The 22,004-nt window shown below is 51.9% G+C and carries 20 protein-coding genes and 1 other annotated feature; of the genes, 18 read left to right on the top strand and 2 right to left on the bottom strand.

Features of this window, described 5'->3' with window-relative positions; all coding sequences use genetic code 11:
• The first annotated feature begins 2 nt into the window (after positions 1 to 2).
• From ACTHPM_RS08620 to ACTHPM_RS08550, 15 genes are all read left to right on the top strand, one after another.
• A complete protein-coding gene (locus ACTHPM_RS08620) occupies positions 3 to 4,109 on the top strand; it encodes a beta-N-acetylglucosaminidase domain-containing protein (RefSeq protein ID WP_440394768.1) in 4,107 nt (1,368 codons plus the stop codon).
• A 161-nt stretch (positions 4,110 to 4,270) separates the two neighbouring features.
• The gene (locus tag ACTHPM_RS08615) at positions 4,271 to 5,065 is read left to right on the top strand and encodes a segregation and condensation protein A (RefSeq protein ID WP_440394767.1); all 795 of its coding nucleotides are present in this window, start codon (positions 4,271 to 4,273) and stop codon (positions 5,063 to 5,065) included.
• A complete protein-coding gene (gene scpB, locus ACTHPM_RS08610) occupies positions 5,034 to 5,633 on the top strand; it encodes an SMC-Scp complex subunit ScpB (RefSeq protein ID WP_440394766.1) in 600 nt (199 codons plus the stop codon). Before ACTHPM_RS08615 ends, scpB begins: the two co-directional genes overlap by 32 nt.
• A gap of 167 nt (positions 5,634 to 5,800) precedes the next feature.
• Positions 5,801 to 6,511: a DUF2953 domain-containing protein gene (locus ACTHPM_RS08605; RefSeq protein WP_440394765.1), complete on the top strand. Its 711-nt coding sequence runs from the start codon at positions 5,801 to 5,803 to the stop codon at positions 6,509 to 6,511.
• A 100-nt stretch (positions 6,512 to 6,611) separates the two neighbouring features.
• On the top strand, positions 6,612 to 7,088 hold the full coding sequence (gene ytfJ, locus ACTHPM_RS08600) for a GerW family sporulation protein (protein WP_440394764.1): 477 nt from the start codon (positions 6,612 to 6,614) through the stop codon (positions 7,086 to 7,088).
• Between the two features lie 127 nt (positions 7,089 to 7,215).
• Positions 7,216 to 8,394 carry a D-alanyl-D-alanine carboxypeptidase family protein gene (locus ACTHPM_RS08595; protein WP_440394763.1) on the top strand — a complete coding sequence of 393 codons (1,179 nt, stop codon included), beginning with the start codon at positions 7,216 to 7,218 and terminating at the stop codon, positions 8,392 to 8,394.
• 46 nt (positions 8,395 to 8,440) lie between these two features.
• On the top strand, positions 8,441 to 9,094 hold the full coding sequence (locus tag ACTHPM_RS08590) for a nucleoside recognition domain-containing protein (protein WP_440394762.1): 654 nt from the start codon (positions 8,441 to 8,443) through the stop codon (positions 9,092 to 9,094).
• Positions 9,095 to 9,101: 7 nt separating this feature from the next.
• Complete coding sequence (locus ACTHPM_RS08585; RefSeq protein ID WP_440394761.1) at positions 9,102 to 9,635, top strand: spore maturation protein; 534 nt, start codon at positions 9,102 to 9,104, stop codon at positions 9,633 to 9,635.
• Positions 9,636 to 9,723: 88 nt separating this feature from the next.
• Positions 9,724 to 10,065 (top strand): N-acetylmuramoyl-L-alanine amidase, encoded by a 342-nt coding sequence (locus ACTHPM_RS08580; RefSeq protein ID WP_440394760.1) that lies wholly within the window; start codon positions 9,724 to 9,726, stop codon positions 10,063 to 10,065.
• Positions 10,066 to 10,086: 21 nt separating this feature from the next.
• A complete protein-coding gene (locus ACTHPM_RS08575) occupies positions 10,087 to 10,827 on the top strand; it encodes a pseudouridine synthase (protein WP_440394759.1) in 741 nt (246 codons plus the stop codon).
• Positions 10,828 to 10,955: 128 nt separating this feature from the next.
• Positions 10,956 to 11,480, top strand: coding sequence for a thiol-disulfide oxidoreductase ResA (resA, locus tag ACTHPM_RS08570; RefSeq protein WP_440394758.1), 525 nt, complete (start codon positions 10,956 to 10,958; stop codon positions 11,478 to 11,480).
• Positions 11,480 to 13,171 (top strand): cytochrome c biogenesis protein ResB, encoded by a 1,692-nt coding sequence (gene resB / locus ACTHPM_RS08565; RefSeq protein WP_440394757.1) that lies wholly within the window; start codon positions 11,480 to 11,482, stop codon positions 13,169 to 13,171. Before resA ends, resB begins: the two co-directional genes overlap by 1 nt.
• The gene (gene ccsA, locus ACTHPM_RS08560; protein WP_440394756.1) at positions 13,168 to 14,427 is read left to right on the top strand and encodes a cytochrome c biogenesis protein CcsA; all 1,260 of its coding nucleotides are present in this window, start codon (positions 13,168 to 13,170) and stop codon (positions 14,425 to 14,427) included. Before resB ends, ccsA begins: the two co-directional genes overlap by 4 nt.
• A 134-nt stretch (positions 14,428 to 14,561) precedes the next feature.
• Positions 14,562 to 15,278: a response regulator transcription factor gene (locus tag ACTHPM_RS08555; protein ID WP_127602855.1), complete on the top strand. Its 717-nt coding sequence runs from the start codon at positions 14,562 to 14,564 to the stop codon at positions 15,276 to 15,278.
• 1 nt (position 15,279) lies between these two features.
• Complete coding sequence (locus ACTHPM_RS08550; RefSeq protein ID WP_440394755.1) at positions 15,280 to 16,722, top strand: HAMP domain-containing sensor histidine kinase; 1,443 nt, start codon at positions 15,280 to 15,282, stop codon at positions 16,720 to 16,722.
• A gap of 164 nt (positions 16,723 to 16,886) precedes the next feature.
• On the opposite strand, the gene serA is transcribed toward ACTHPM_RS08550, so the two are convergent.
• Both serA and ACTHPM_RS08540 read right to left on the bottom strand, forming a co-directional pair.
• Positions 16,887 to 18,476 carry a phosphoglycerate dehydrogenase gene (gene serA / locus ACTHPM_RS08545; RefSeq protein ID WP_440394754.1) on the bottom strand — a complete coding sequence of 530 codons (1,590 nt, stop codon included), beginning with the start codon at positions 18,474 to 18,476 and terminating at the stop codon, positions 16,887 to 16,889.
• 233 nt (positions 18,477 to 18,709) lie between these two features.
• Positions 18,710 to 18,942 (bottom strand) — a binding site (T-box leader).
• 121 nt (positions 18,943 to 19,063) lie between these two features.
• Positions 19,064 to 19,984 (bottom strand): hypothetical protein, encoded by a 921-nt coding sequence (locus ACTHPM_RS08540; RefSeq protein ID WP_440394753.1) that lies wholly within the window; start codon positions 19,982 to 19,984, stop codon positions 19,064 to 19,066.
• A gap of 71 nt (positions 19,985 to 20,055) precedes the next feature.
• Between ACTHPM_RS08540 and ACTHPM_RS08535 the strand changes: the two genes are divergently transcribed.
• The 3 genes from ACTHPM_RS08535 to ACTHPM_RS08525 all read left to right on the top strand — a co-directional run bounded on the left by ACTHPM_RS08535 (position 20,056) and on the right by ACTHPM_RS08525 (position 21,961).
• Complete coding sequence (locus tag ACTHPM_RS08535; protein ID WP_440394752.1) at positions 20,056 to 20,649, top strand: lysostaphin resistance A-like protein; 594 nt, start codon at positions 20,056 to 20,058, stop codon at positions 20,647 to 20,649.
• 194 nt (positions 20,650 to 20,843) lie between these two features.
• Positions 20,844 to 21,119, top strand: a complete 276-nt coding sequence (locus tag ACTHPM_RS08530; RefSeq protein ID WP_440394751.1) for a hypothetical protein — start codon at positions 20,844 to 20,846, stop codon at positions 21,117 to 21,119.
• Entirely contained in the window at positions 21,113 to 21,961 is an 849-nt protein-coding gene (locus ACTHPM_RS08525) for a metallophosphoesterase (RefSeq protein WP_440394750.1), read from the top strand. Before ACTHPM_RS08530 ends, ACTHPM_RS08525 begins: the two co-directional genes overlap by 7 nt.
• Positions 21,962 to 22,004 lie beyond the last annotated feature (43 nt).

The raw sequence follows: 22,004 nt of genomic DNA, 5'->3' as shown, positions 1-22,004 counted from the left end.
TCATGTCCAAGAGGCTCATGATGATGCTGATGGCCGTAGTGCTGGTATCCGGCTTGTTCTCGAACCTGGCTGGTGCCGCTCCTGACGGGCAAGATGAGCAGGCTGCCGCTGGCGGAACGTACGAGATTTACCCGATTCCCCAGCAGCAGAGCAGTCAAGGTGCCGACTTCACCCTAACCAGTCAGGTTAACGTGGTTTTCGAATCGGGTATTGATACGGCAACGCGAAATAAGCTTCGGAAGGTGCTGGAGACCAAATCCCTGCAGGTCACCGAAACTTCAGCGGTCTCCGCGACGCGAAGCAATGTCGTTATCGGAATTAAAGGGTCGAAGGGTTATGCAGACACCTATTTTACAAATCGGATCCCTTACTCATCGACCCTTTTTAATGAAAAGGATGCTTACGTCCTTGACCTAAACGCCTCGCGAGAAGCAAAAGGCACGATCGCCGTTCTCGGCAAGGATACGGACGCTGCCTTTTATGCGCTGGAAACCCTGGGCCTGATTTTGGAGCAAACGGCGAATCAAACGCTGCACAGCGTGAAGTATGAAGATTATGCGGATACGAAGTGGAGGGGCTTCATCGAAGGCTTTTACGGCTTCCCCTGGTCGAATGAGGACCGGAAAAGCCTGATGCGGTTCGGCGGCAGGTTTAAAATGAACACTTACATCTTTGCTCCGAAAAACGACCAATACCATAATTCGGCTTGGAGGACACTGTATCCGGCAGATGAGCTTGCCAAGATCAAGGAGCTTGTGGATGTCGGCAACGAAACGAAGAATCATTTCGTATGGGCGATCCATCCCGGCTTTAACATGATTAATTGGAACAACTACGATGCGGAACTGCAAACCCTGCTTGCGAAGCTGAACCAGCTGTATGGTGCCGGGGTTAGGCAGTTCGGTCTGTTCATGGACGATATCAGTACTTCGCAGTCCCTGACCGATAAGGATAAGCACGTGAAGCTGATCACGGACGTAGCCAACTGGGCCGCGGCCAAAGGGGACGTTAAGCCACTGATATACTGCCCTCCGTTCTATAATCAGGGCTGGACCGGCGAAGGCGGCAAGCCATATCTGCAGGCGCTCGCCAATGTTCCGGCCAACGTGGACATCATGTGGACGGGTAAAGGGGTCGTAGCCCCTGTAAATACGACGGATATGCAGTGGGTGAAGAACCTTACCGGACGCGATCCTTTCATGTGGCTCAACTGGCCCGTAAACGATTATAAGGATTCGCGGCTCATGCTTGGCAAAGGAGAAGTGCTTGTTCCGGGTACCCACAACATTTCAGGCGTTGTCTCGAACCCGATGGGCTGGGCGGAGCTGTCGAAAGTGGCCTTGTTCGCGGTTGCGGATTACACCTGGAACGTGGATGATTTCCAACAGGACAGCAGCTGGCTGAATTCCTTCAAATACGTCGCTCCCGAAGCGGCATCCGAGCTGAACACGATTTCCTATCATTTGAGCGACCCATCGCCGAGCGGCCATGGACTTCAGGTGGGCGAGTCCGAGAATATCCGCGCCGATTTGGAGGATTTCCTGAGCAAATATGCGAGCGGCCAGCCGCTTCAGGCCAGCGGCACGAAGCTGATCAACGACTTTGACCAAATTTTGGGCGCCATCCAGAGCTTTAGGGCCAAATCGCAAAATCCGAAAATGCTGCAGGAGATCGATCCCTGGCTTAAAAGCCTGAAAGGCGTAGCCTCTTCCGGCCAGGCGGCCGTTCGCTCCGCAATGGCATTGAATGGAGGAAATACGGCGGCAGCCTGGGAGGAGTTGTCCAAGGCTTCCTCCGCGCTGGCGGATTCCAGGGCGTATACGATCAAAAAGCTGAGCTCTCCGGATGTCACAGTAGAGGCAGGCGCCAAGCGGCTCGTGCCTTTTGCACAGCAGCTGATCAACAAGCTGGATGCCCAGATCTATACTTCAATGGATCCTGATTACGTGATTCCGGTTCCGGTGACCTCGTATGGATCTCCTTCCGACATCGGACGGATGATCGACGGCGATCCGGCGACCTACATGTATGTGCAGACGGTACAGAAAAATGGGGACTGGTATGGTCTTGATCTTGGCAAAACGGTAAAAATCCGCGATGTTTCCATCCTTCAAGGCAGAAACGATACCGATCATGACATTTTCCAGCGGGGAGTGCTTGAAACTTCCGTGAACGGCACCGATTGGACGGCAATTGGGGAAGAACGGTCCGGCTTTAGCATTACGGCAGCCGGTCTAAACACCGATGCAAGGTATATCCGTTACCGCTTAACCCATGCGGGTGTTCCAGGAGGAAAGCCGGATCTGTGGACCGCGGTGAGGGAGTTTACAGTCAATGCGACGTCGGGCAAGGCCGGGATCTACACCAATGTCGCCGGGCTGCAGAACCGCACCGTATCGGCAACGGATACTTCAGCGGAGCTGACCGGACTGAATCAGATCACGTTAAAGCCCGGGGAGTATGTCGGGATCCGTTTGAAGGCGATTGAGCAGATCGAGGAGATTGCGGTCGCACACACCGGTTCGGGGATTGCAGTAGAGTCATCGCCGAACGGCATAGAGTGGGATGCAGTCCCGGCAGGCGGCCCATACGGAAATGCAGCCTACATTCGGCTGATCAACGACGGGACGGCTGACGCCACCTTTGACATAAGCCGATTACTTGTCAAACTGGCTAAGTTTGTTCCGGCATCTGTCAGTCATAATTATGCTAGCGTCTATTCCGGGGCGGCCGGCAATCTTTACGACGGCAAGCTCGATACCAAAACCTGGTTCGGGGATGGGCAGGCGAAGGGCAAATACGTGCAGGTGGATCTCGGAGGCGTGGTTGACGTTCAGAATGTTGCTGTCGTCATCGGAGACGGTGAGGGGGATTATTTCCGTAAAGGCGATTTGCAGTTATCCCGCGACGGCCAGTCCTGGGAAACGATCCACACCTTCAACAATCCGGGGGACCGGACTTTGAACTTCCCGGACCATGAAGTCCCTTACCGTTATAAACGAGTTGCGCTGACGAATAGCAAGCCCGCCCGGTATGTCCGGCTGATGACTACCGAAAGTAATAATGCCTGGCTCGCATTAAATGAAATAATCGTGAATGAGGGGATGGAGAAACCGGGAAGCAGCAGTCCGGCCATCGGTTCACAGCCTTCCGGCAAAAGCGGATTTGAGGCTGGCATGGCTATCGACCGCAAGCTGTCGACCTTCTTTACGCCTGCATCCGAGGGGGCGGGCTCCTTGTCCTACAGGCTGGCCTCTGGTTCGAAGCTTGAGAAGCTGATCGTTCTGCAGGGACCTTCGAATATTTCGAATGCGGAAGTGAAGGTAAGAGACGAGAACGGCTGGCATTCGGCGGGTACGCTTTCGCAATCCTATAATGCAGTAAATATGACGAGTTTTGGCCGCATTTTGGAAGCGAAGCTTCAGTGGAACGGTGGCGTTCTCCCAAGGTTTCATGAGATCATTCCCGTTCTGTCGGGCACGGGCGGGGAAGAGGCTGCCGGCGAGAATGCTACATCGCTTACCGGGCCGGCTGCCTTGAAGGCAGGCCAATCGTTTTCCGCGGATCTCGGCGTCAAAAATGTGAAGGGAAGCATGTATGCCGCAGACCTGAAGCTGACTTACGATCCTGCTCTTGTCGAATTTGAGTCAGCCGCATCCACGAAAGACGGATTCGATATATTGGAATCCAGGCACGATACGCCAGGGGAAGTCCGGATGATCGCTGCAAGCTCCGGTACCGATCATGCGGTTACCGGTAACATGCAGCTGTTGTCCTTCGCGTTCAAAGCCAAGGACGTGCAGCAGAATACGGAAGGCAGCATCAAGCTGATCCGTTCCGTCCTTGGTGATGCCGAGGGCAAGGAGCTGGAGGCTTTGCCCTCCACCTATGCGTTTGAAGTTACGGCAGGCAGTCCGGAGCCTGGCGTACCTGGCGACGTGAATAAGGACGGCAAAGTATCGATCGGGGACCTGGCCATTGTCGCGGCCAGCTACGGCAAAAACGAGCAAAGCCCGGATTGGCAGCAGGTACTGAAAGCCGACGTAAACGGCGACGGCATGATCGACCTGCTGGATCTGGCATTTATTGCCCGCAAAATCGTCGGATAATCGGGCGGTTCCGCGGCCCGGCTTGACGAAACCGCCTAAATCATGCTTATTTAGATGTAGTGCCTTTACACGGGGCACTACATTTTTTTAATATAGTATATAGAATGAACTGATGAATTCAACTGCAAACAACTGCTTAATTTATGGACGGAGGATAGGCCGTGAACACAGTATTATACAAGCTGGAGACATTTGAGGGTCCGCTCGATTTGCTGCTTCACCTGATCGACAAAGCGGAAATCAACATCCAGGATATCCCCGTCAGCGAGATTACCGACCAATACATGGAATATTTGCACAGCATGCAGGAGCTGGAGCTGGACATTACGAGTGAATTTCTGGTGATGGCCGCCACGCTGCTTTCCATTAAATCCAAGCTTCTTTTACCGAAGCCCCCGGTTTTCGTTATGGACGAATTTGATTTTTACGAGGAAGAAGAGATGGACCCGCGGGCCGAGTTGATCCAGAAGCTGATCGAATACCGGAAGTATAAAGGCATTGCGAGGCATTTGCAGGAGAAAGAGGCGGAGCGGAGCCTGCTGTATGCCAAGGAGCCGGAGGATTTGACGCCGTGGGTACCTGCGATGACGGAGAATCCGGTAAGGGGGCTCCATGCCGCCGATCTGGTGGCCGCTTTTCAGAAGGCTCTGCGCAAGGCAGTTAAGCGGACGAGCTATACCCGGATACAGCGGGATGAAATATCCGTCAAAGACCGGATACGGCAGGTCGTGAACGTGCTGGAACAATCCGGCAGGGGCGGCAAAGTGCTGTTTTCCCGGCTTCTGCACGAAGACATGATGAGGCATGAGATCGTCGTCACGTTCCTGGCCATTCTGGAGCTCATGAAAATGAAGCAGATTCTATGCTACCAGGAAAAGCTGTTCGACGATATTGTAATGGAATGGAAAGGGGGAGAGCAGCTTCATGGACTTTCCGAAATTGAAATCGATTATTGAGGGGCTGCTGTTTCTCGCGGGCGATGAAGGACTTACCGTCAAGCAGATTGCCGAGATCGTGGATCACCGGACAGAGCTTGTAGCGGATGCGCTGACGGAGATGAAGGAGGATTTTGAACAGCAGCAGCGGGGCATCCAGGTGATGCAGATCGCCGGGAGCTATCAGCTGACGACGCTCGGGGATCACGCGGCATACTATGAGAAACTCGCTTATTCACCTTCCCGCTCCTCCCTTTCGCAGGCGGCGCTCGAAACCTTGGCTATTGTGGCTTACCGCCAGCCGATTACGCGGGTGGAAATCGAGGAGATCCGCGGCGTGAAATCGGAGCGTGCGATTCAGACGCTGGTTCACAAAGATTTGATCGAGGAGACGGGACGGGCTGAAGCGATCGGACGGCCGATCCTGTACGGTACCACCAAATCCTTTCTCGATTATTTTGGATTGCCCAACCTTCAGGCGCTTCCGGAGCCGCAGTTGTTTGAGAGCACGGATAATCTGGAGGAAGAAACCCAGCTGCTTTTCGAGAAATTGGACGGCAGACAGCTTACGTTTGATGACGTGGACTAATTTCAAAATCATACGGTGAAAAGAAACCGGCGCATTCTATCTGGCATAGAACGCCGGTTTTTGTTTGCTCCAATTTGCGGCGGGACAAGCGAAGTTCGAATCTTTTCCAGCCTTGTATGCCATACTATGTCCGAAGACAATGATGGTCAAATCTGGGGGGCTTTGCCGTGTGGATTACGCTGGCTGTAATAGCCGTTATTCTCATATTGATTGCCGCTGCCGCCATGTCGAGCATCGTCTGCACCGTTCGTTACGACAAAATGGGCCGCGACGACAATGCAATGGTTGATATCCATATGCTCTACGGGATGGTACGGTTTCATTATGAAATGCCTAAGCTTGTGTTTGAAAACATGAAAAAAGGATTTCTCCTCAAGCTTGAACGAAACAACAATTTAAGCCGGAGCGAAGGAAGTACGACGAAAACGCGCATCAATAAGAAAAAAGCGGAGCTCTGGGCCCAGGAAGTCGGGGTGATTCTTAAATCGACGGCGGCCTTCAAAAAGTGGCTGCAGCGAACGTCCGCCCATGTCAGGGTTCATGAATTGAACTGGACGACCCGGTTCTCCACGGGAGAGGCCGAATGGACGGCGGTGGCGACCGGTGCGATCTGGAGCTTGAAAGCGACACTGGTCGGCTGGTTAACCTTTCAGGTCCGCATGAAGGGATCGCCCAAGCTGTTTGTGATACCGGAATTCACGGATGAAATGTCATTTTCTACCGAGTTTTACTGCATTTCGCGGCTTTCGTTCGGTTATGCCATGTTTGCGTCCTTCATCCTGTTATCCCGCATCTTGAAAGTAGAAGGCGGCTTGAGAAGATGGCTTCAGCTGTACCGCAAAGTCAAGGGGAAAGGGCAGAAAATACCAAGCGTGTGAGGCGCTTGAGTTCGAATCCCTTCTACATACTCGAAATGAATGTGGGCAGACTATACTGCGAAATGACCTTATTTAAGCATCATGAAGGAGGAAACAGCAAATGTCCGATCATCCAATTCAAGGCCTCATGCAGACTGCGATGGAAAACATCAAGGGAATGGTTGATGTCAATACCATCGTGGGCGATCCCGTTCAAACACCGGATGGCAGCGTGATTCTTCCGATCAGTAAGGTGGGATTCGGGTTTGCGGCGGGAGGCAGCGATTTTAACGGCGAATATGCCGCTAAAGAAGCTCATGCGAGCGGCGAACATCATGCGGATGCCAAGGCTTCTATGCCTTTTGGCGGAGGCAGCGGCGGAGGCGTATCCATTCGACCGATCGCTTTTCTTGTCGTGGGCAAGGAAGGCGTGCACATTGTTCCGCTTGACAATCAAACCCATCTGTTTGAGAAACTGATCGATTCCGCTCCAATGATGGTGGAGAAAATTCAATCGATGTTTAATGTCAACTCTACGGCAACGGGCGCGAATGCTGCCCAAGGTTCGGTGGAACCGCCAAATCCGACGTTCTACTAAAACCTGCCTCGTCCCCTTCAAGCTTGGAGGGGATTTTTTTGTGCGAAAACTTGTTCCAGCGCATATGAGCCTGAAGACAAGCATATACTTGTACAAGATTTTCAAGAATACCGGAGGAAAGATAACGATGTGGATAAAATCGATCACCCGCTGGATTGCTGCCGCAGCGCTTGCGCTGACATGGAGCCTTCCGGCCTCAGCCCAAAACAATCAGGCCCTTCCTGAGCTCTATACTCACGCCCAGGCGGCCGCCCTGATGGATGTGACCTCGGGGCGTCTGCTGTATTCGAGTCATGGTGATGACGAGCTTCGAATTGCCAGCCTGACGAAAATCATGACAGCCATCGTTGCGATTGAGCACGGTGATTTCAAGAAACCGGTCAAGGTAAGCAAGAACGCCTTTGCCAAAGAAGGCTCTTCCATATATCTCAAGCTTGGAGAAGAAATGTCCCTTGAGAATATGCTGTACGGATTGATGCTCCGTTCCGGCAACGATGCAGCCACGGCGATAGCCGAGCATGTCGGCGGTTCGGAGGAGGGCTTCGTGTATTTGATGAACGAAGAAGCGAAGCAGCTCGGTCTTACGCATTCCCATTTCGCCAATCCCCACGGTCTTGATGCGGAGGGCCATTATTCCTCAGCCAATGATTTGGCTAAGCTGACCGCCTATGCGCTTCATAATCCGGTCTTCCGGGATATCGTCAAGACACCTACCAAAAAAGCGCCGAACCCGAACGAATCCTGGGATTATAAGTGGGACAACAAAAATAAAATGCTAAGGCTCTACGATGGAGCCGACGGCGTGAAGACCGGATATACGAAAAAGGCGTTCCGCTGCCTGGTCAGCTCGGCAACACGAGGCGGGCAGCAGCTGGTGGCAGTCACGCTGAATGACGGGGACGACTGGAACGATCATGGTAAAATGCTGGATTACGGCTTCGAATATTATCCGCTCACTTCGTTGATGGAGAAGGGAGAAGCTGTAAAAGGGCATGACCTGGTCGTGAGCCAAACCTTTCAATATCCCTTCAACGGGAACGAACAGGCAAGTGTAGAGAAAAAGCTGGTCCTCCGGCAGCCGCCGGGTGAAGGAAGCGCCGACACCAGCTTTGGACTGCGCGGGGAAATCCAAATCTACCTTGAAGGCAGACAAATCGGGACGGTACCTGTGTACCAGTCAGGAAGCTATCTACCGGAAGGGAAGGCTAGAAACCCGGTAGAAGCCACGATGGCAGCCGGGCGTCCGGCCACTTTCGCCGGGGCGCTGTCTGAAGTGGTAAGGAAGTTGTTCCTGAAGATGGACTGAACAGTCAGCCTTGTTCCAATGGGAGAAACGGGAGAGGAGAATGGATATGATCAATGTGATTTGGCTTGCGCTCATCGTCATCGGCTTTGGCTTTGCGGCGGCCCAGGGGAATATCGAAGTTGTGACTTCCGCGGCGTTTGACGGCGCTAAAACCGGCGTTACCGTCTGTTTCGGTCTCATCAGTGTGCTTGTATTCTGGCTCGGGATGATGAAGCTGGCCGAAGATTCGGGACTTCTGCAAAAAATCGCGAAGCTGATGGGGCCAATCGTCAGATTTCTGTTCCCGGACGTTCCCAAAAACCATCCCGCTATGGGATACATCCTATCGAATATGAGCGCGAATTTGCTTGGACTGGGCAACGCCGCCACTCCGATGGGCATTAAAGCCATGCAGGAGCTTCAGACGCTGAATCCCGACAAGACGGCGGCGAGTCCGGCTATGTGCACCTTGCTCGCCATGAATACGGCGAGTATTACCCTCATTCCGACCACTTTGATCGCCATCCGCATGAATTATAACTCGGCTAATCCGACGGAGATCGTCGGAACGACGCTTGCAGCGACCATAGTCGCGACGTTTGCCGCCGTGGCTGCGGACAGATGGTATAGAAGAAAGCTGATGAAGAAGCTTCCCAAGCCGCCTAAGCCCAAGATTCCGGACATCCCCTTCACAGCGGCCAAACCGGATATGAAAGGATGATTCCCGGATGACTGGTATGATCAATCTGATCTCCGCGTGGGCGATCCCTGTCTTGATCGCCTTCATTCCGCTTTTCGCCTTTACGAGAAAGGTCCCTGTGTATGAATCCTTTGTCGTCGGAGCCAAAGAGGGCTTTCAGACGGCTGTTCAAATCATCCCCAACCTGGTTGGCATGATGGTCGCCATCAGCGTATTCAGGGCCTCCGGCGCGCTCGACTTCTTTGTCGGCTGGACAGGCCCGTTTCTGCATAGCCTTGGCGTGCCAAGCGAAATTCTTCCCCTTGGCTTGCTGCGTCCGCTCACGGGTACCGGCTCGCTCGCTTTCGCGACGGATCTCATCTCCGTCTACGGACCCGATTCCATGATCGGAAGGATGGCTTCGACCATTCAGGGCAGTACGGACACGACACTGTATGTGCTCACCGTATACATGGGAGCGGTTGGCATCCGCAACGCCAGATACTCGCTGAAGGTAGGCTTGTTTTCGGATGTGGTCGGCTTTGTCGCATCGATCGCCGTATGTCTCCTCTTTTTTGGCTGAAGATTCCCCGCACTGCCCGCGTAACGTAATGATGGACACCTCATATACTGTATCACGCAAGCATTTGTACAGGGATTGAGGTGAAATCATGAATTTCGAAGGCTTTATTATTCATCATTCCTCCTGCACGTCCATCAATGGAGTCGGATATGATTTCTGGATCGGAGCCGACGGCTTCGTCACTTCGGCTCCTTTGCTCACGGACCCCAAGCATATTCATATCTGTCTGGAAGGCCACTTCAACCGCAGCTACGAGCTGCTTGGCGCTGCGCAGAAGCAGCAGCTTTTTATCGCCAGCAAGCTCATTATGGAATTGTCCAGACAATACGACATTTCCCCTCTTTTTCTGTATCCGCACACATCCGCATGCCCGGGAAAAGAATTTCCCTGGAAGGAACTTGTGATTTACCCTTCTCACGGGTATCATTAGTTTGAGGTGACCTATTAGACAATGGAAAGATTACAGAAAATTTTAGCGCAGGCAGGTATCGCTTCCCGTCGAAAATGCGAGGAAATGATATTGGCAGGCAAGGTGGAAGTTAACGGGGAGACCGTTACCACGCTCGGAACGAAAGCGGACCCCGAACAAGATATCATCACGGTGGCAGGCAAACCGATCCGGGGCGAAAACAAGATTTATATCATGCTGAACAAACCGAAGGGTGTTATCACAAGCGCATCGGACCCTAAAGGACGGAAGATCGTAACGGACTACGTCAAAGGGATCAAGGAGAGAATCTATCCGGTAGGACGTTTGGATTACGATACGGAAGGGCTGCTGCTTCTGACGAATGACGGCGAATTCGCGAACATGCTGACGCATCCGAAGCATCACGTGCCCAAAACATATCTCGCGACCGTTGAGGGAATCCCTCACGGCAGCGAACTGGACAAGCTGCGCGCGGGCATTCAGCTGGAGGACGGTATGACTTCGCCTGCAGAGGTGGAGTATAAGGATATCGATACCGAGAAAAATGAAGCGGTCATTACGATTACGATTCATGAAGGAAGAAATCGCCAGGTACGCCGGATGTTTGAGGCGATCTCCCACAAAGTCATCCGGCTGAAGCGGATTTCGTTTGGCGACCTGCTGCTCCAGAATCTCAAAAGGGGCTTATACCGCCATCTGACCAAAGCTGAAATCGAAAGTTTGATCAATATGGCTAAATCCGGAAAACAGGGTAAAAAATAGCTGGGAAGGTCACACAATATTCATAACCGGCCTCCGCAAATATGACATGTTTTCGCTATAATTGTTCATAGGATGTTCAAACCTGCGATGGAAAACATGATATTTGTCATAGTAAAGGAGCATTAGGCATGGGTAAATCAAGAAAAAAAGTTCAGATCATTATCCTGCTTTTGATCGTTGTTCTGGGCGGCTATGCCATTGTTTCGCAAGTTTCGGGCTCAGGCGGCAAGCCTACGGAAGGCAGCAAGGCGCCGAATTTTGAGCTGCTTGGACTGGACGGCGAGGTCCATAAGCTGGATGAATACAAAGGGAAAGCTATAGTTGTCAATTTCTGGGGAACTTGGTGCGGGCCATGCGTGAAAGAAATGCCGGCTCTGCAGGCACAATGGGAAAAATGGAAGGACAAAGACGTGGTTGTGGTCGGAATTAATGCCGGCGAGGACAAAATGGCCGTCGAAAATTTCGTGAATAGCGTGAACGTGAATTTCCCGGTTCTGCTTGATACGAACAAGGATGCTATCGCAAAATATGGCATTGCTCCCCTCCCAACCACCTTTTTTGTGTCCAAGAACGGGAAAATCAACAAAATTCATCTCGGTCAGCTGGATTTGGCCACCCTCGACAAACAAATTGAAGAGCTGGTGAAATCGTAATGTTACAGGAAGTAATCGCTTTTAAGAACACGAAATGCGAGTGCGGACACCAGAATCCGGTCGGCACCGTGCTTTGCGAGGCGTGCGGCAGACCGCTTGAACAAGAGGACCGCGAATCCACAGAAGTTCTGGAAATGCGTTATGACGGGATGGCGCGCCGGTCGCAGCGCGCGAACCCGAACATCATCGACCGTATCTGGAACTTCTTTTCCTCTGTCAAAATTGCGGTATATATGATCATTCTGACGCTGATCGGCTCGATGCTCGGCACGATCTTTCCGCAGGAAAGCACGTTTTTGAATATCGATGCATCGACCTACTACAAGGAAACCTACGGGACCTGGGGACTGGTTTATTACAAGCTGGGGCTCACGCATACGTATGAATCCTGGTGGTTTATCCTGCTGCTGGTCATGATCGGCGCCTCGCTTGTCATTTGCAGTCTGGACCGGGTTCTGCCGCTTTACAAAGCATTAACCAAGCAAAGAATACTTAAGCATATGCAGTTTCTGACGCGCCAACGCGTCGTCTATCAAGGACCTGTCAATGAGCCGGCAGAGGAATGGGTAAAGCAGGCGACGGCTCCGATCAAGAAGAAGGGCTATCGTGTGTACACGGACGGAAACGCTCTCTTGGCGGAAAAATACCGCTTCAGCCGCTGGGGTCCTTACGTCATCCATATCGGGCTGATCATCTTCCTGCTTGCCGTACTGGCACGCGGTTTGCCGGGTCTCAAAATGGATCAGCATATCGCCTTTCCCGAAGGGGAAATCAAACACATACCGAACACTTCGTATTATCTGAAGAACGAAAAGTTCACCGTGGAGTATTATACGGAAGCGGACATGCCTAAGGAGTTTCAAAATAAGGGCAAAGTTCTGCCGAAGCTTTTTAATACCCAAGCCACACTTTACCAGTGTACAGCGGATTGTGATGATCCGACCAAGGAACCGAAGCTGGAGGAAGTGACTAAGCATAATATTCAGGTCAACGACCCGCTTGACTACAAGGGGCTGTTGGCATACCAGTTCGACTACGACATGACGCCGGTGCTGCGCTCGGTAAGCCCCTCGCTGGTGAACGTCAAGAGCGGTAAGGACTTCGGTAATTTCAAGCTGGATATCAAAAATCCGCAGCGCAACTATACGGTAGGTGACTACAGCCTTGAGCTGAAAGAGAAGTACAATGATTTCGGTCTCGACGAAAACGGCAAGCCGGTTACCAAAACTCCGAATCCGAATGCGCCGGCATTTCTATTCCTGATCAAAGGACCGGATCTGCCAGAAGCCGGTGTGCAGTATATTTATTTTCCGAAGGAAATCGATAAAGAACGATTCCAGCAGGATGCCATCAATGCCAAGCTGAACGGGGGCGATTTCCCGCTCATGCTGGACGTGAAGGGCATGGAAAACGTTGATTTCTCGTTGTCCACTTCCTATTTGAATATCCGCGTCGACAAAGTGATGCCTTTCATCTGGATCGGCGCCAGCATCGTCATGCTCGGTCTGGTGCTCGGGTTTTATTGGCAGCATCGCCGCATATGGCTGCGGATCGACGACGGCGTTCTGACGCTCGGAGCGCACACCAACAAAAACTGGTTCGGCATACGCCGGGAAGTCTCGGCCATTCTGAAAAAAATGAATCTGGATGTGGACGAAAAGTCCCTGGATAACGGAGGAAAACAAGCATGAAGTTATTGGATTTCAGCAGTGATATGTTTATCGTCGCATTCTTCCTCTATTGCGCGGCATTCATATTATTCGCGGTTGCGCTGATGGGCCGCAGGTGGAGCAACCGCGATCCGGAAGCCCACTCGAAAAAATGGGGAAGAATCGCTTTCATCGTGTCAACCCTCGGCTTGATCTTCCAGCTGGTATTCTTCGTGACCCGCTGGATCGGGGGCAAGCATATACCGGTCAGCAATATGTACGAGTTCATGTCCTTCTTGTCGATGATGGTCATGGTTGCGTTTACGGTCGTGTACCTGATTTACAAAAAGACGCTTCTCGGTTTGTTCGCCGTTCCGATTACGATCATCATTATGGCTTATGCCGCCGTGTTCCCGCAGGAAGTGCAGCCGCTGATTCCATCGCTGCAGTCCTACTGGTTGAAGATTCACGTTACGCTTGCTGCTGCCGGTGAATCCTTCTTCGCGATCGCCTTTGCCGCGGGTTTCATGTATCTGCTGCGCACGGTGGATTTCAAGGGCAAGGACAAGCAAGCCAGAAAACAGCAGCGCTGGGTTGAAGTCATCTTCTTTTCCATTATTCTTGTCATTTCCTTTATCGCTACCGTATTTATTTTCCGTGCTACAGGTTATGAGTCCGTATTCACGCAGACCAAGCTGACGGGTGCGGAGGGCGCGCAAACGTCGGTTACGCAGACGGTATCTTATAAATTGCCGCCGATCGTTGGACCTTACCACAGCAAGATCGAAAGCTACGAACCGTTCCTTGGCATGAGCAAGCCGCTCTTTAACGCTCCTTCATGGATGAATGGCGTGAATGCCGGACGGAAGTTCAACACGATCATCTGGTCCTTCATAACGGGTCTCATTCTTTATGGAGTTCTGCGTCTGATCGCACGCAAGCCGCTCGGCCGCGCCGCATCTCCTTTGCTGGATGGCATCGATGCGGACGATCTGGACGAAATCAGCTACCGGGCCATCGCGATCGGGTTCCCGATCTTTACCTTGGGCGCATTGATCTTCGCGATGATTTGGGCGCAGATCGCGTGGGGCATTTTCTGGAGCTGGGATCCGAAGGAAGTATGGGCCTTGATATGCTGGCTGTTCTACAGCGCCTATCTGCATCTCAGACTTTCCCGCGGCTGGCAGGGCAGCAAGTCTGCCTGGTTGTCGGTTATCGGCTTCCTGGTGGTTATGTTTACCCTGGTAGGGGTAAATCTGGTTATTGCCGGTTTGCATTCCTACGCCGGTGTTGAATAACTTATAAAACGACAAATTTCATCAATAGCAGATCCGTTTCGCATTTCTTGTTGAATGTTGAAGCGGATTTTCGCTATAATGATGCTTTGAGAGTGTGCATAAGATCACGTATGAACATAAAGGGGTTGTTGTCTATGTCAGAGCACGGAAATCGAATACTGGTTGTGGACGATGAGGAACGGATTCGCCGATTGCTGAAAATGTATTTGGAAAAAGAAGGATACGAAGTGGAAGAAGCCGAGGATGGAGAAACTGCGCTGCGCAAAGCATCCAACCAGGATTACGGCCTTATTTTGCTTGACTTGATGCTCCCGGGAATGGACGGAATGGAAGTTTGTACCCGACTGAGACAATTAAAATCGACACCAATTCTCATGCTTACGGCTAAAGGGGAGGAAATCAACCGCGTTCAAGGTTTTGAAGTCGGAGCGGATGACTACGTTGTAAAGCCGTTTAGCCCCAGAGAAGTTATATACCGTGTAAAAGCGATCCTGAGACGCTCTTCTGCCACCGCGTACTTGTCTAAGGACAGCAATTCGAGCAACAACATCGTATTCCCGCATCTGGTCATCGAGCACGACGCGCACCGGGTAACGGCTAGCGGTCATGAAGTCTCTTTGACGCCGAAGGAATACGAGCTGCTGCATTATCTTGCGGTTTCGCCTGACAAGGTATTTTCAAGAGAAGAGCTGCTGAAGGATGTCTGGAACTATGAATTCTTCGGCGATCTGCGTACCGTTGATACCCATGTCAAGAGATTAAGGGAAAAGCTGAATAAAGTGTCTCCGGAATCAGCTGCCATGATCACGACTGTATGGGGTGTAGGTTACAAGTTAGAGGTGCCGAAATAACGTGAACTTCTGGACATCGCTGGTCGGTAAACTGTGGGCGACAATCATATGTCTGGTGGCATGTATCCTGATCATTATGGCCTTGTTTCTGCTCCCGTATATCGACACCAATTTCTCGAACAATTCCGGAGATATTAAACGTCTGTTCACTTATACGGCGATCATCGGCTTTTCGATGACCACCTTTTTTGCGCTGTTCCTTCTTACGAAGATCACGCAGCCGATGCAGAAGCTGATCAGCGCTGCGGAGGCAATCAGCAAGGGGGAGTACAGCACCCGTCTTTCGATCGTAACGAGCGATGAAATCGGAAAGCTCGCCAACACGTTTAACCACATGGCGACGGAGCTGGAAGACAATATCCGCAATCTCAATCAGGAAAAAGAACATCTGGCGAGCGTACTGCGAAGCATGAGCGATGCCGTGATTACGATTGACAACTCGGGTCATATCGTACTGACGAATCCGCCTGCCCAAAAGCTGATTCCGAAATGGAAGGATATCGACTGGGACCTCGAGCAGACGGAGGATCTGGAAAGCCCGCGCGAAGCAAAGGTACCGAAGCCGCTTTTTGCTTTGTTTGAGCGCATGCTGCAGGAAAGGACGGACGTCAGCTCCGATGTGCATGTCAAGCAGGGGGTCTGGTCCGTCCATATGGCGCCGCTGTATGGGGATAACGACATTCGCGGGGCCGTGGCCGTGCTTAGGGATATTACCGAACAGGTGAAGCTGGAGAAGATGAGACAGGATTTCGTGGCGAACGTATCTCACGAGATTCGTACCCCATTATCGATGATGCAGGGCTACAGCGAGGCGCTGCTGGACGGAATGGCTGCATCGCCTGAGGAAAGCGAGGAGCTCATTCAGGTGATTCATGACGAATCGCTGCGAATGGGGCGCCTCGTCAAGGATCTGCTCGACCTGGCAAGGATGGAAGCAGGTCACACCGATATCCAGCGCAGCCGGCTGGAAGTGAACGATCTGCTGGAACGCGTATACCGCAAATTCTCGGTTCGGGCCAAAGAAGGCGGTATCGAATTGAGCTATGTCAAACATACGGAGAATCTTGTCCTCGAAGCGGCTGATGAGGATAAGCTGGAGCAGGTGCTGACGAACCTGCTCGACAATGCTTTCCGCCATACACCGGAAGGGAAGCAGATTCGAATCGTGGCCGATCGGATCGGCGAAGGGACGAGTGCAGAGCTTCAGATCCGGGTTGAGGACGAAGGCGCAGGCATTCCGCAGGAAGACCTTCCGTTCGTCTTTGAAAGGTTCTACAAAGCGGATAAGGCGAGGGTAAGGGGAGCATCGAACGGAACCGGCCTCGGCCTCGCTATCGTTAAAAATATCGTGGAGTCCCATGCCGGTTCGATCCGGGTGACCAGCCAGCTTGGCGAAGGCACCGTTTTCTCGATAAGGCTTCCTGTCGAAAACGATAAATCTTGATGGCATACCAAGAAACACCTCACTCAGAGGTGTTTTTTGTTGAAGTTCAAAGATTAATCTTGTTCAACGTGGAACATTCATCCGAATTAGAAAAAGCTCTTGCCTTCATGAAGGCAAGAGCTTTCGATGTTATCTATGCGGTACAAACACGAGGCTTATATGGCTTACAGCGTAATTTCAATGGCCCGGTTAAGCTCCGGCAATGTCGTCAACTGATTGAGCACGTCCTTCTGTACAGCCTTGTCGACTGTCAGAATCATAATAGCGGCTCCGCCAATGATTTTGCGTCCGACCTGCATGGAGGCGATATTGACGTCGTTTTGTCCCAAGAGCGTACCTACGCTGCCGATGATGCCCGGCTTGTCATTGTGGGAGATCAGAATGACATGACCTTCCGGAGAAATATCGACAGGGAATTTATCGATTTGCACGATCCGCTCGCCGTATCCGTTCAACAGGGTACCGGCAACCAGTGTTTCCTCATGGTCTTGGGTCTTCAATGTCACGGTCAGCAAATTCGTGAATCCCTTGGATTTGGAAGCCTTGCTGACCACGACATTGATGTCGCGGGATTTCGCGAGATGCATGCAGTTTACGATATTGACTTCGCTTCCGAGATGATGGCCCAGCACGCCTTTGACGATGTAACGTGTCAGCGGAAGGGTATCGACATCCGACAGATCACCGGCGTAATCGACGAGGATTTCATTGACGGCCTGGTTAGCGGACTGTGCTGCAAAGCTGCCCAGCTTCTCACCGATGGAGAAGTACGGCTGCAGGCGGCTCATCACGCTTGCGGCAACCGGAGGCATGTTCACTGCGTTTTTGAAAGGTTCGTTGCGCAGGATATGAAGCACTTCCTCCGATACGTCGATAGCGACGTTCTCCTGTGCCTCGACGGTCGAAGCGCCCAGGTGAGGCGTCACGATGATTTTCGGATGCGAAAGAAACGGATGATCTTGCTGTGGAGGCTCGCTCTCAAATACGTCGAAGGCTGCTCCGGCGACAATGCCTTGATCGATGGCTTCCACGAGGGCGGTTTCGTCGATAATGCCGCCACGCGCGCAGTTAATGATGCGCATGCCCTTCTTCATGACTTCGAATTGAGGACGGGAGATCATGTGGCGCGTTTCAGGAGTCAGCGGCGTATGAACGGTCATAAAGTCGGCATTGCGGACGATGTCATCCACGGATGCGAGCTTCACTTCCATCTTCTCGGCACGTTCCTGCGTCAAGAACGGATCGAAAGCGAGAATATTCATGCCAAAGGCTTTCGCGCGTTTGGCCACTTCACTGCCGATACGACCCATGCCCATTACGCCGAGCGTCTTGTTGCGAAGCTCAACGCCCAGAAAGGACTTGCGGTCCCAGACGCCGCCAACCGTTTTGGCGTAGGCCTGCGGGATGTGACGGGCGAGTGCCATCATCATGGCGAAGGTATGCTCGCATGTGGTGATCGTATTGCCGTCCGGTGCGTTAATGACGATGATGCCGCGTTTGGTGGCTGCCTCGAGGTCGATGTTATCAACGCCGACTCCGGCGCGGCCGACGACTTTAAGGTTCGTTCCTGCCGCCATAATCTTCTCGGTGACGCGTGTCTGGCTGCGGACGAGCAGGGCATCATACTCTCCGATAATGGAAGCAAGCTCATCTTCTCCGAGTCCCGTCTTTTTCTCTACCAGGACATCGGCTGCATCCATCAGCTGCTGAATCCCGAGATCGCTGATTGGATCCGATACTAACACTTTAAACATGGTTTCTCCTCCTCATTCTGTTGGAACACTTATATTGGAGGACTGCATTCCGTAATGAAATACAATCCTGTAAAACCGTCGTCAGCAATGCTTTTTGTAAATGTGGTATTCCCTGGGCAACGCGGTGCTGTATAAAAGAGCGAAGATATATCGCTGCGCGGATGCGGCGCTAGCGCGGGAAGGCAGGGTGCTGATATAACAAAAAAACCCTCAATCCGCACACTACTTGCGTAGTAAGGGACGAGAGTTGTTCGTGGTACCACCCTAATTTACCGCTGGGTTCAGCCAGCAGCCTCAGAGGCCTGTTACAGACCTGATTTGATAACGGAAATGACCCGGCTGCACCTACTAGTAAGGTTCAATGCAGCTTCTCTGGAACGCTAAGATGGCTTGACTGTCACCGGTTTACACCAACCACCGGCTCTCTGAAGACTCTCAAGAATCTTTTTTCCTTCATCGGTTTAAATCGTTAATTTTTTCATAATGTATCATGGCCGAAAGACCCCTGTCAATAGGTAAACTTGGGCTTGTTGAATCTATAGCGCCAAATCTGCTATGATTTTTATGACACTCGGTGGCAATTATGCTCAAATATTGTCGTTTTGGAGCTCGAAAAAGAATGGAAGCTGGGGCAGCAGCTCGTTCGTGCCGTACTGCTTCTTCAGCTTGATAAATGCAGCAGGCTGGACGATCTCTTTCTGGCGAAGATAGCTGACGGCTTGCTGCAGCGTCGTCAGCTTATGCGCTTTGGCTTTGCCGGTGATAATCCAGGAATCAATGCAGGCGGTAATATCCTGCGGATCAGCCGCGCTAAAAAACGAGCTGCTTAGCATGGTGGAGGCGACGGCTTCGTTCTTAACCATCAGCGGATAAGAAGTCCACGTATCGAGCTGCAGGCTGGCGGGCACCACATATTGCTTCGGAATATTCGGACTTACCTTTGCACCCCATCTCAACATGGAGGAGTAATACTGCTTTTGAGCAAGAAGGCCGTATTTCGCTGCGTTTTTATAAAATTCATCCTTTTCTAGCATGGAAATGGCGAAATCAGGACGAGAGTCACCAGCAGCCGCGCGGTCAGCAGCCTTGCTGAACAGCCGCAGGCTTTTTAGCGTGTTATACTGAGACTGCTCCAGCAGCGGCGAGGCATCAAATACAGAGGTTTGAAGCACTTCGTCGTATTTGGTGTCAGCCAGCTTGGAGAGCTGCTTAAAGACGCCGGATTGTTCTGTGCCCGGTACGACTAGGGAACCCGTTAACTGAGCCCATTCGGTCTTGAATTCCCGATAAGGCAAAAATACGGTATGATAGAAGGTAACGAGATCCTGCTGCTGGTACGAATCGGAGAAGTCGGGAGCAGCGGAAGATAATTTTAGGTAGGTGTATTTCTCCTCCATGCGGCCTGCTCCTACCCGGACACCAGACAGAAACGCGGCTGCGATGGCGGCAAGCGCGAGTATGAGCAGCAGGCTGGAGTAAAGCTCGAAACGGGAGGGGCGTTTATTCATGATTACTGGCACTCCTTCAATAAGGTAATGATCCTTGGTTCGTTCAATAACTAAAGACAGGCAGGCATAATATGAAAAAATTCAAATTCCGTGTGCCCAAACTGAAGCAGGCCACACCTGATCAGCTGACAGACCGTCTGCTCCTGATCAATCTGTATCTTACGCAAGGCCTTACCTTAATTATCGGATTGATATGGATTTTATTTCAGAAAAGAAATCCATTCGATTTGTTTGTGACCCATAAAGGTGACTATTTTGTGGCATGGGGTCTTGGGCTGGCCGCGATCATGTTTCTTATCGATTACCTGGTGTCCCGGGTGACGCCTGATGAAGTCATGGATGACGGCGGAATTAACAACATGCTGTTTCAAAACCGTCCGGTTTGGCATATTGTATTCATAGCGGCACTGGTGGCCGTCTGCGAGGAGCTGCTATTCCGGGGGGCCATTCAGCACTCCTTCGGTCCCTACTGGACGAGTATTCTTTTCGCGCTTATCCATGTCCGGTATCTAAAGCATTGGATTCCTACAGGCTGGGTGTTTTTGAGCAGTTACGGACTCGGATATATCTACATACATTCCGGAACGCTGCTTGCTCCGGTGGTATGCCATTTTGCGATCGATTGTATATCAGGGTTAGTGATTCGATTTCGGAGGGAGTCATGAGCAGCGAACTTAGCAGAGTAGAAACGTATAACAGAAACCGAAAAAAAAACCAAGCAAAAAAGCCCCCTGCAACCGAGGAACGGCATCGGGCAAAGAAGACAAAAGAACGGCCTGAACGGAAAAAGCCTGCTAAAGCTCCAGCCTCTCTAAGCAGGGTAAAGGCCTCGAGGGAGCGAAGCGGCGGATCAGCAGCTATGCCCCGGGCTGCAAGCACAGCGACAGACGGTTCCCGCATGTCCAGCCCGAAGCAGCAGGCTTACCGATCACGCGCCGAGAAGCATAAGCCTAGAGCCGCACGTTCGGAAGAGGACACGGAGTCGGCTCCTGCCCGCTCCGAAACATACGGTTCCCGCAAAAACGTCATCAGCAAATACTTCACTAATTCACTATTCTTCCTGTTTCTTGTGCTGACGGCATTTCTAGTATATTGGGGAGTGAAGGGCGCGCCTCCACTGGAGGAATTATGGTAGCGGCAGCGCTGTGGTGGTGTGCGGGCATTGCGGCGGCGTGCTGTATGCTGCTCCTGGCGAGAATGTCCTATGAAGCAAGGCTTCATTCTGTGACGCATTCCGAGGTCGTGTTAGATAACCTCCCGGAAGCCTTTAGGGGGAGCCGGATTTTTTTTGCCTCTGATATTCATAAACGGAAGCTCTCCAGGGAATTTCTGAAAGCTTACTTTGGCAAAGCGGATTGGGTCATTCTTGGCGGGGATATCATGGAAAGAAACGTTCCCCTGGAACGCGTCCAGGAAAACTTGGCGATCTTAAGCGAGATTGGGCCGGTTTATGGGGTTTACGGCAATCATGATTTGAAGGCCGATCCGGACGGGTTGGCTCGGGTTCTTGAACTAAACGGAGGTATACTGCTCCGAGACGAGAATACGATTCTGGAACGGGATGGGGAGAAGATATGCCTAACCGGTGTGGACCAACCTCGAAGCAAGCGGGATGGGTATCCCCGACTGCCGGAATTACCTGCCTCTGAATCAGCCCTTTGCAGAATAGTAGTGGTGCACGATCCGGTTTGGATCCGGTTTATAACGGACAAAGCCGCAGATCTGATTCTCGCGGGACATACGCATGGCGGGCAAATCAGGCTTCCCTGGTTCGGAGCCATCCGGCTAAATGGATTTTACCGGAAATATGACTGTGGATGGTTCCGCTGGTACCAGCCCCATTCAGCCGTCAAGAGACCACAAATGCTGATTAGCCGCGGGTTCGGCAATCGGCGTATCCCGCTGCGTTTATGCTGTCCTTCAGAGATGCACCTTATTCAGCTCTATAATGCTGCGGATAGTGAGCAGGAGCGCTAAATAAAAAAGCACCTTTCCGGAATAGACCGAAAGGGTGCTTTTT

This window comes from Paenibacillus sp. SAFN-054, from assembly GCF_051966755.1.
Lineage (GTDB): Bacteria > Bacillota > Bacilli > Paenibacillales > Paenibacillaceae > Paenibacillus_AQ.
The sequence above is the reverse complement of the archived record's forward strand: the minus strand, read 5'-3'. Positions and strand labels throughout refer to the sequence as shown.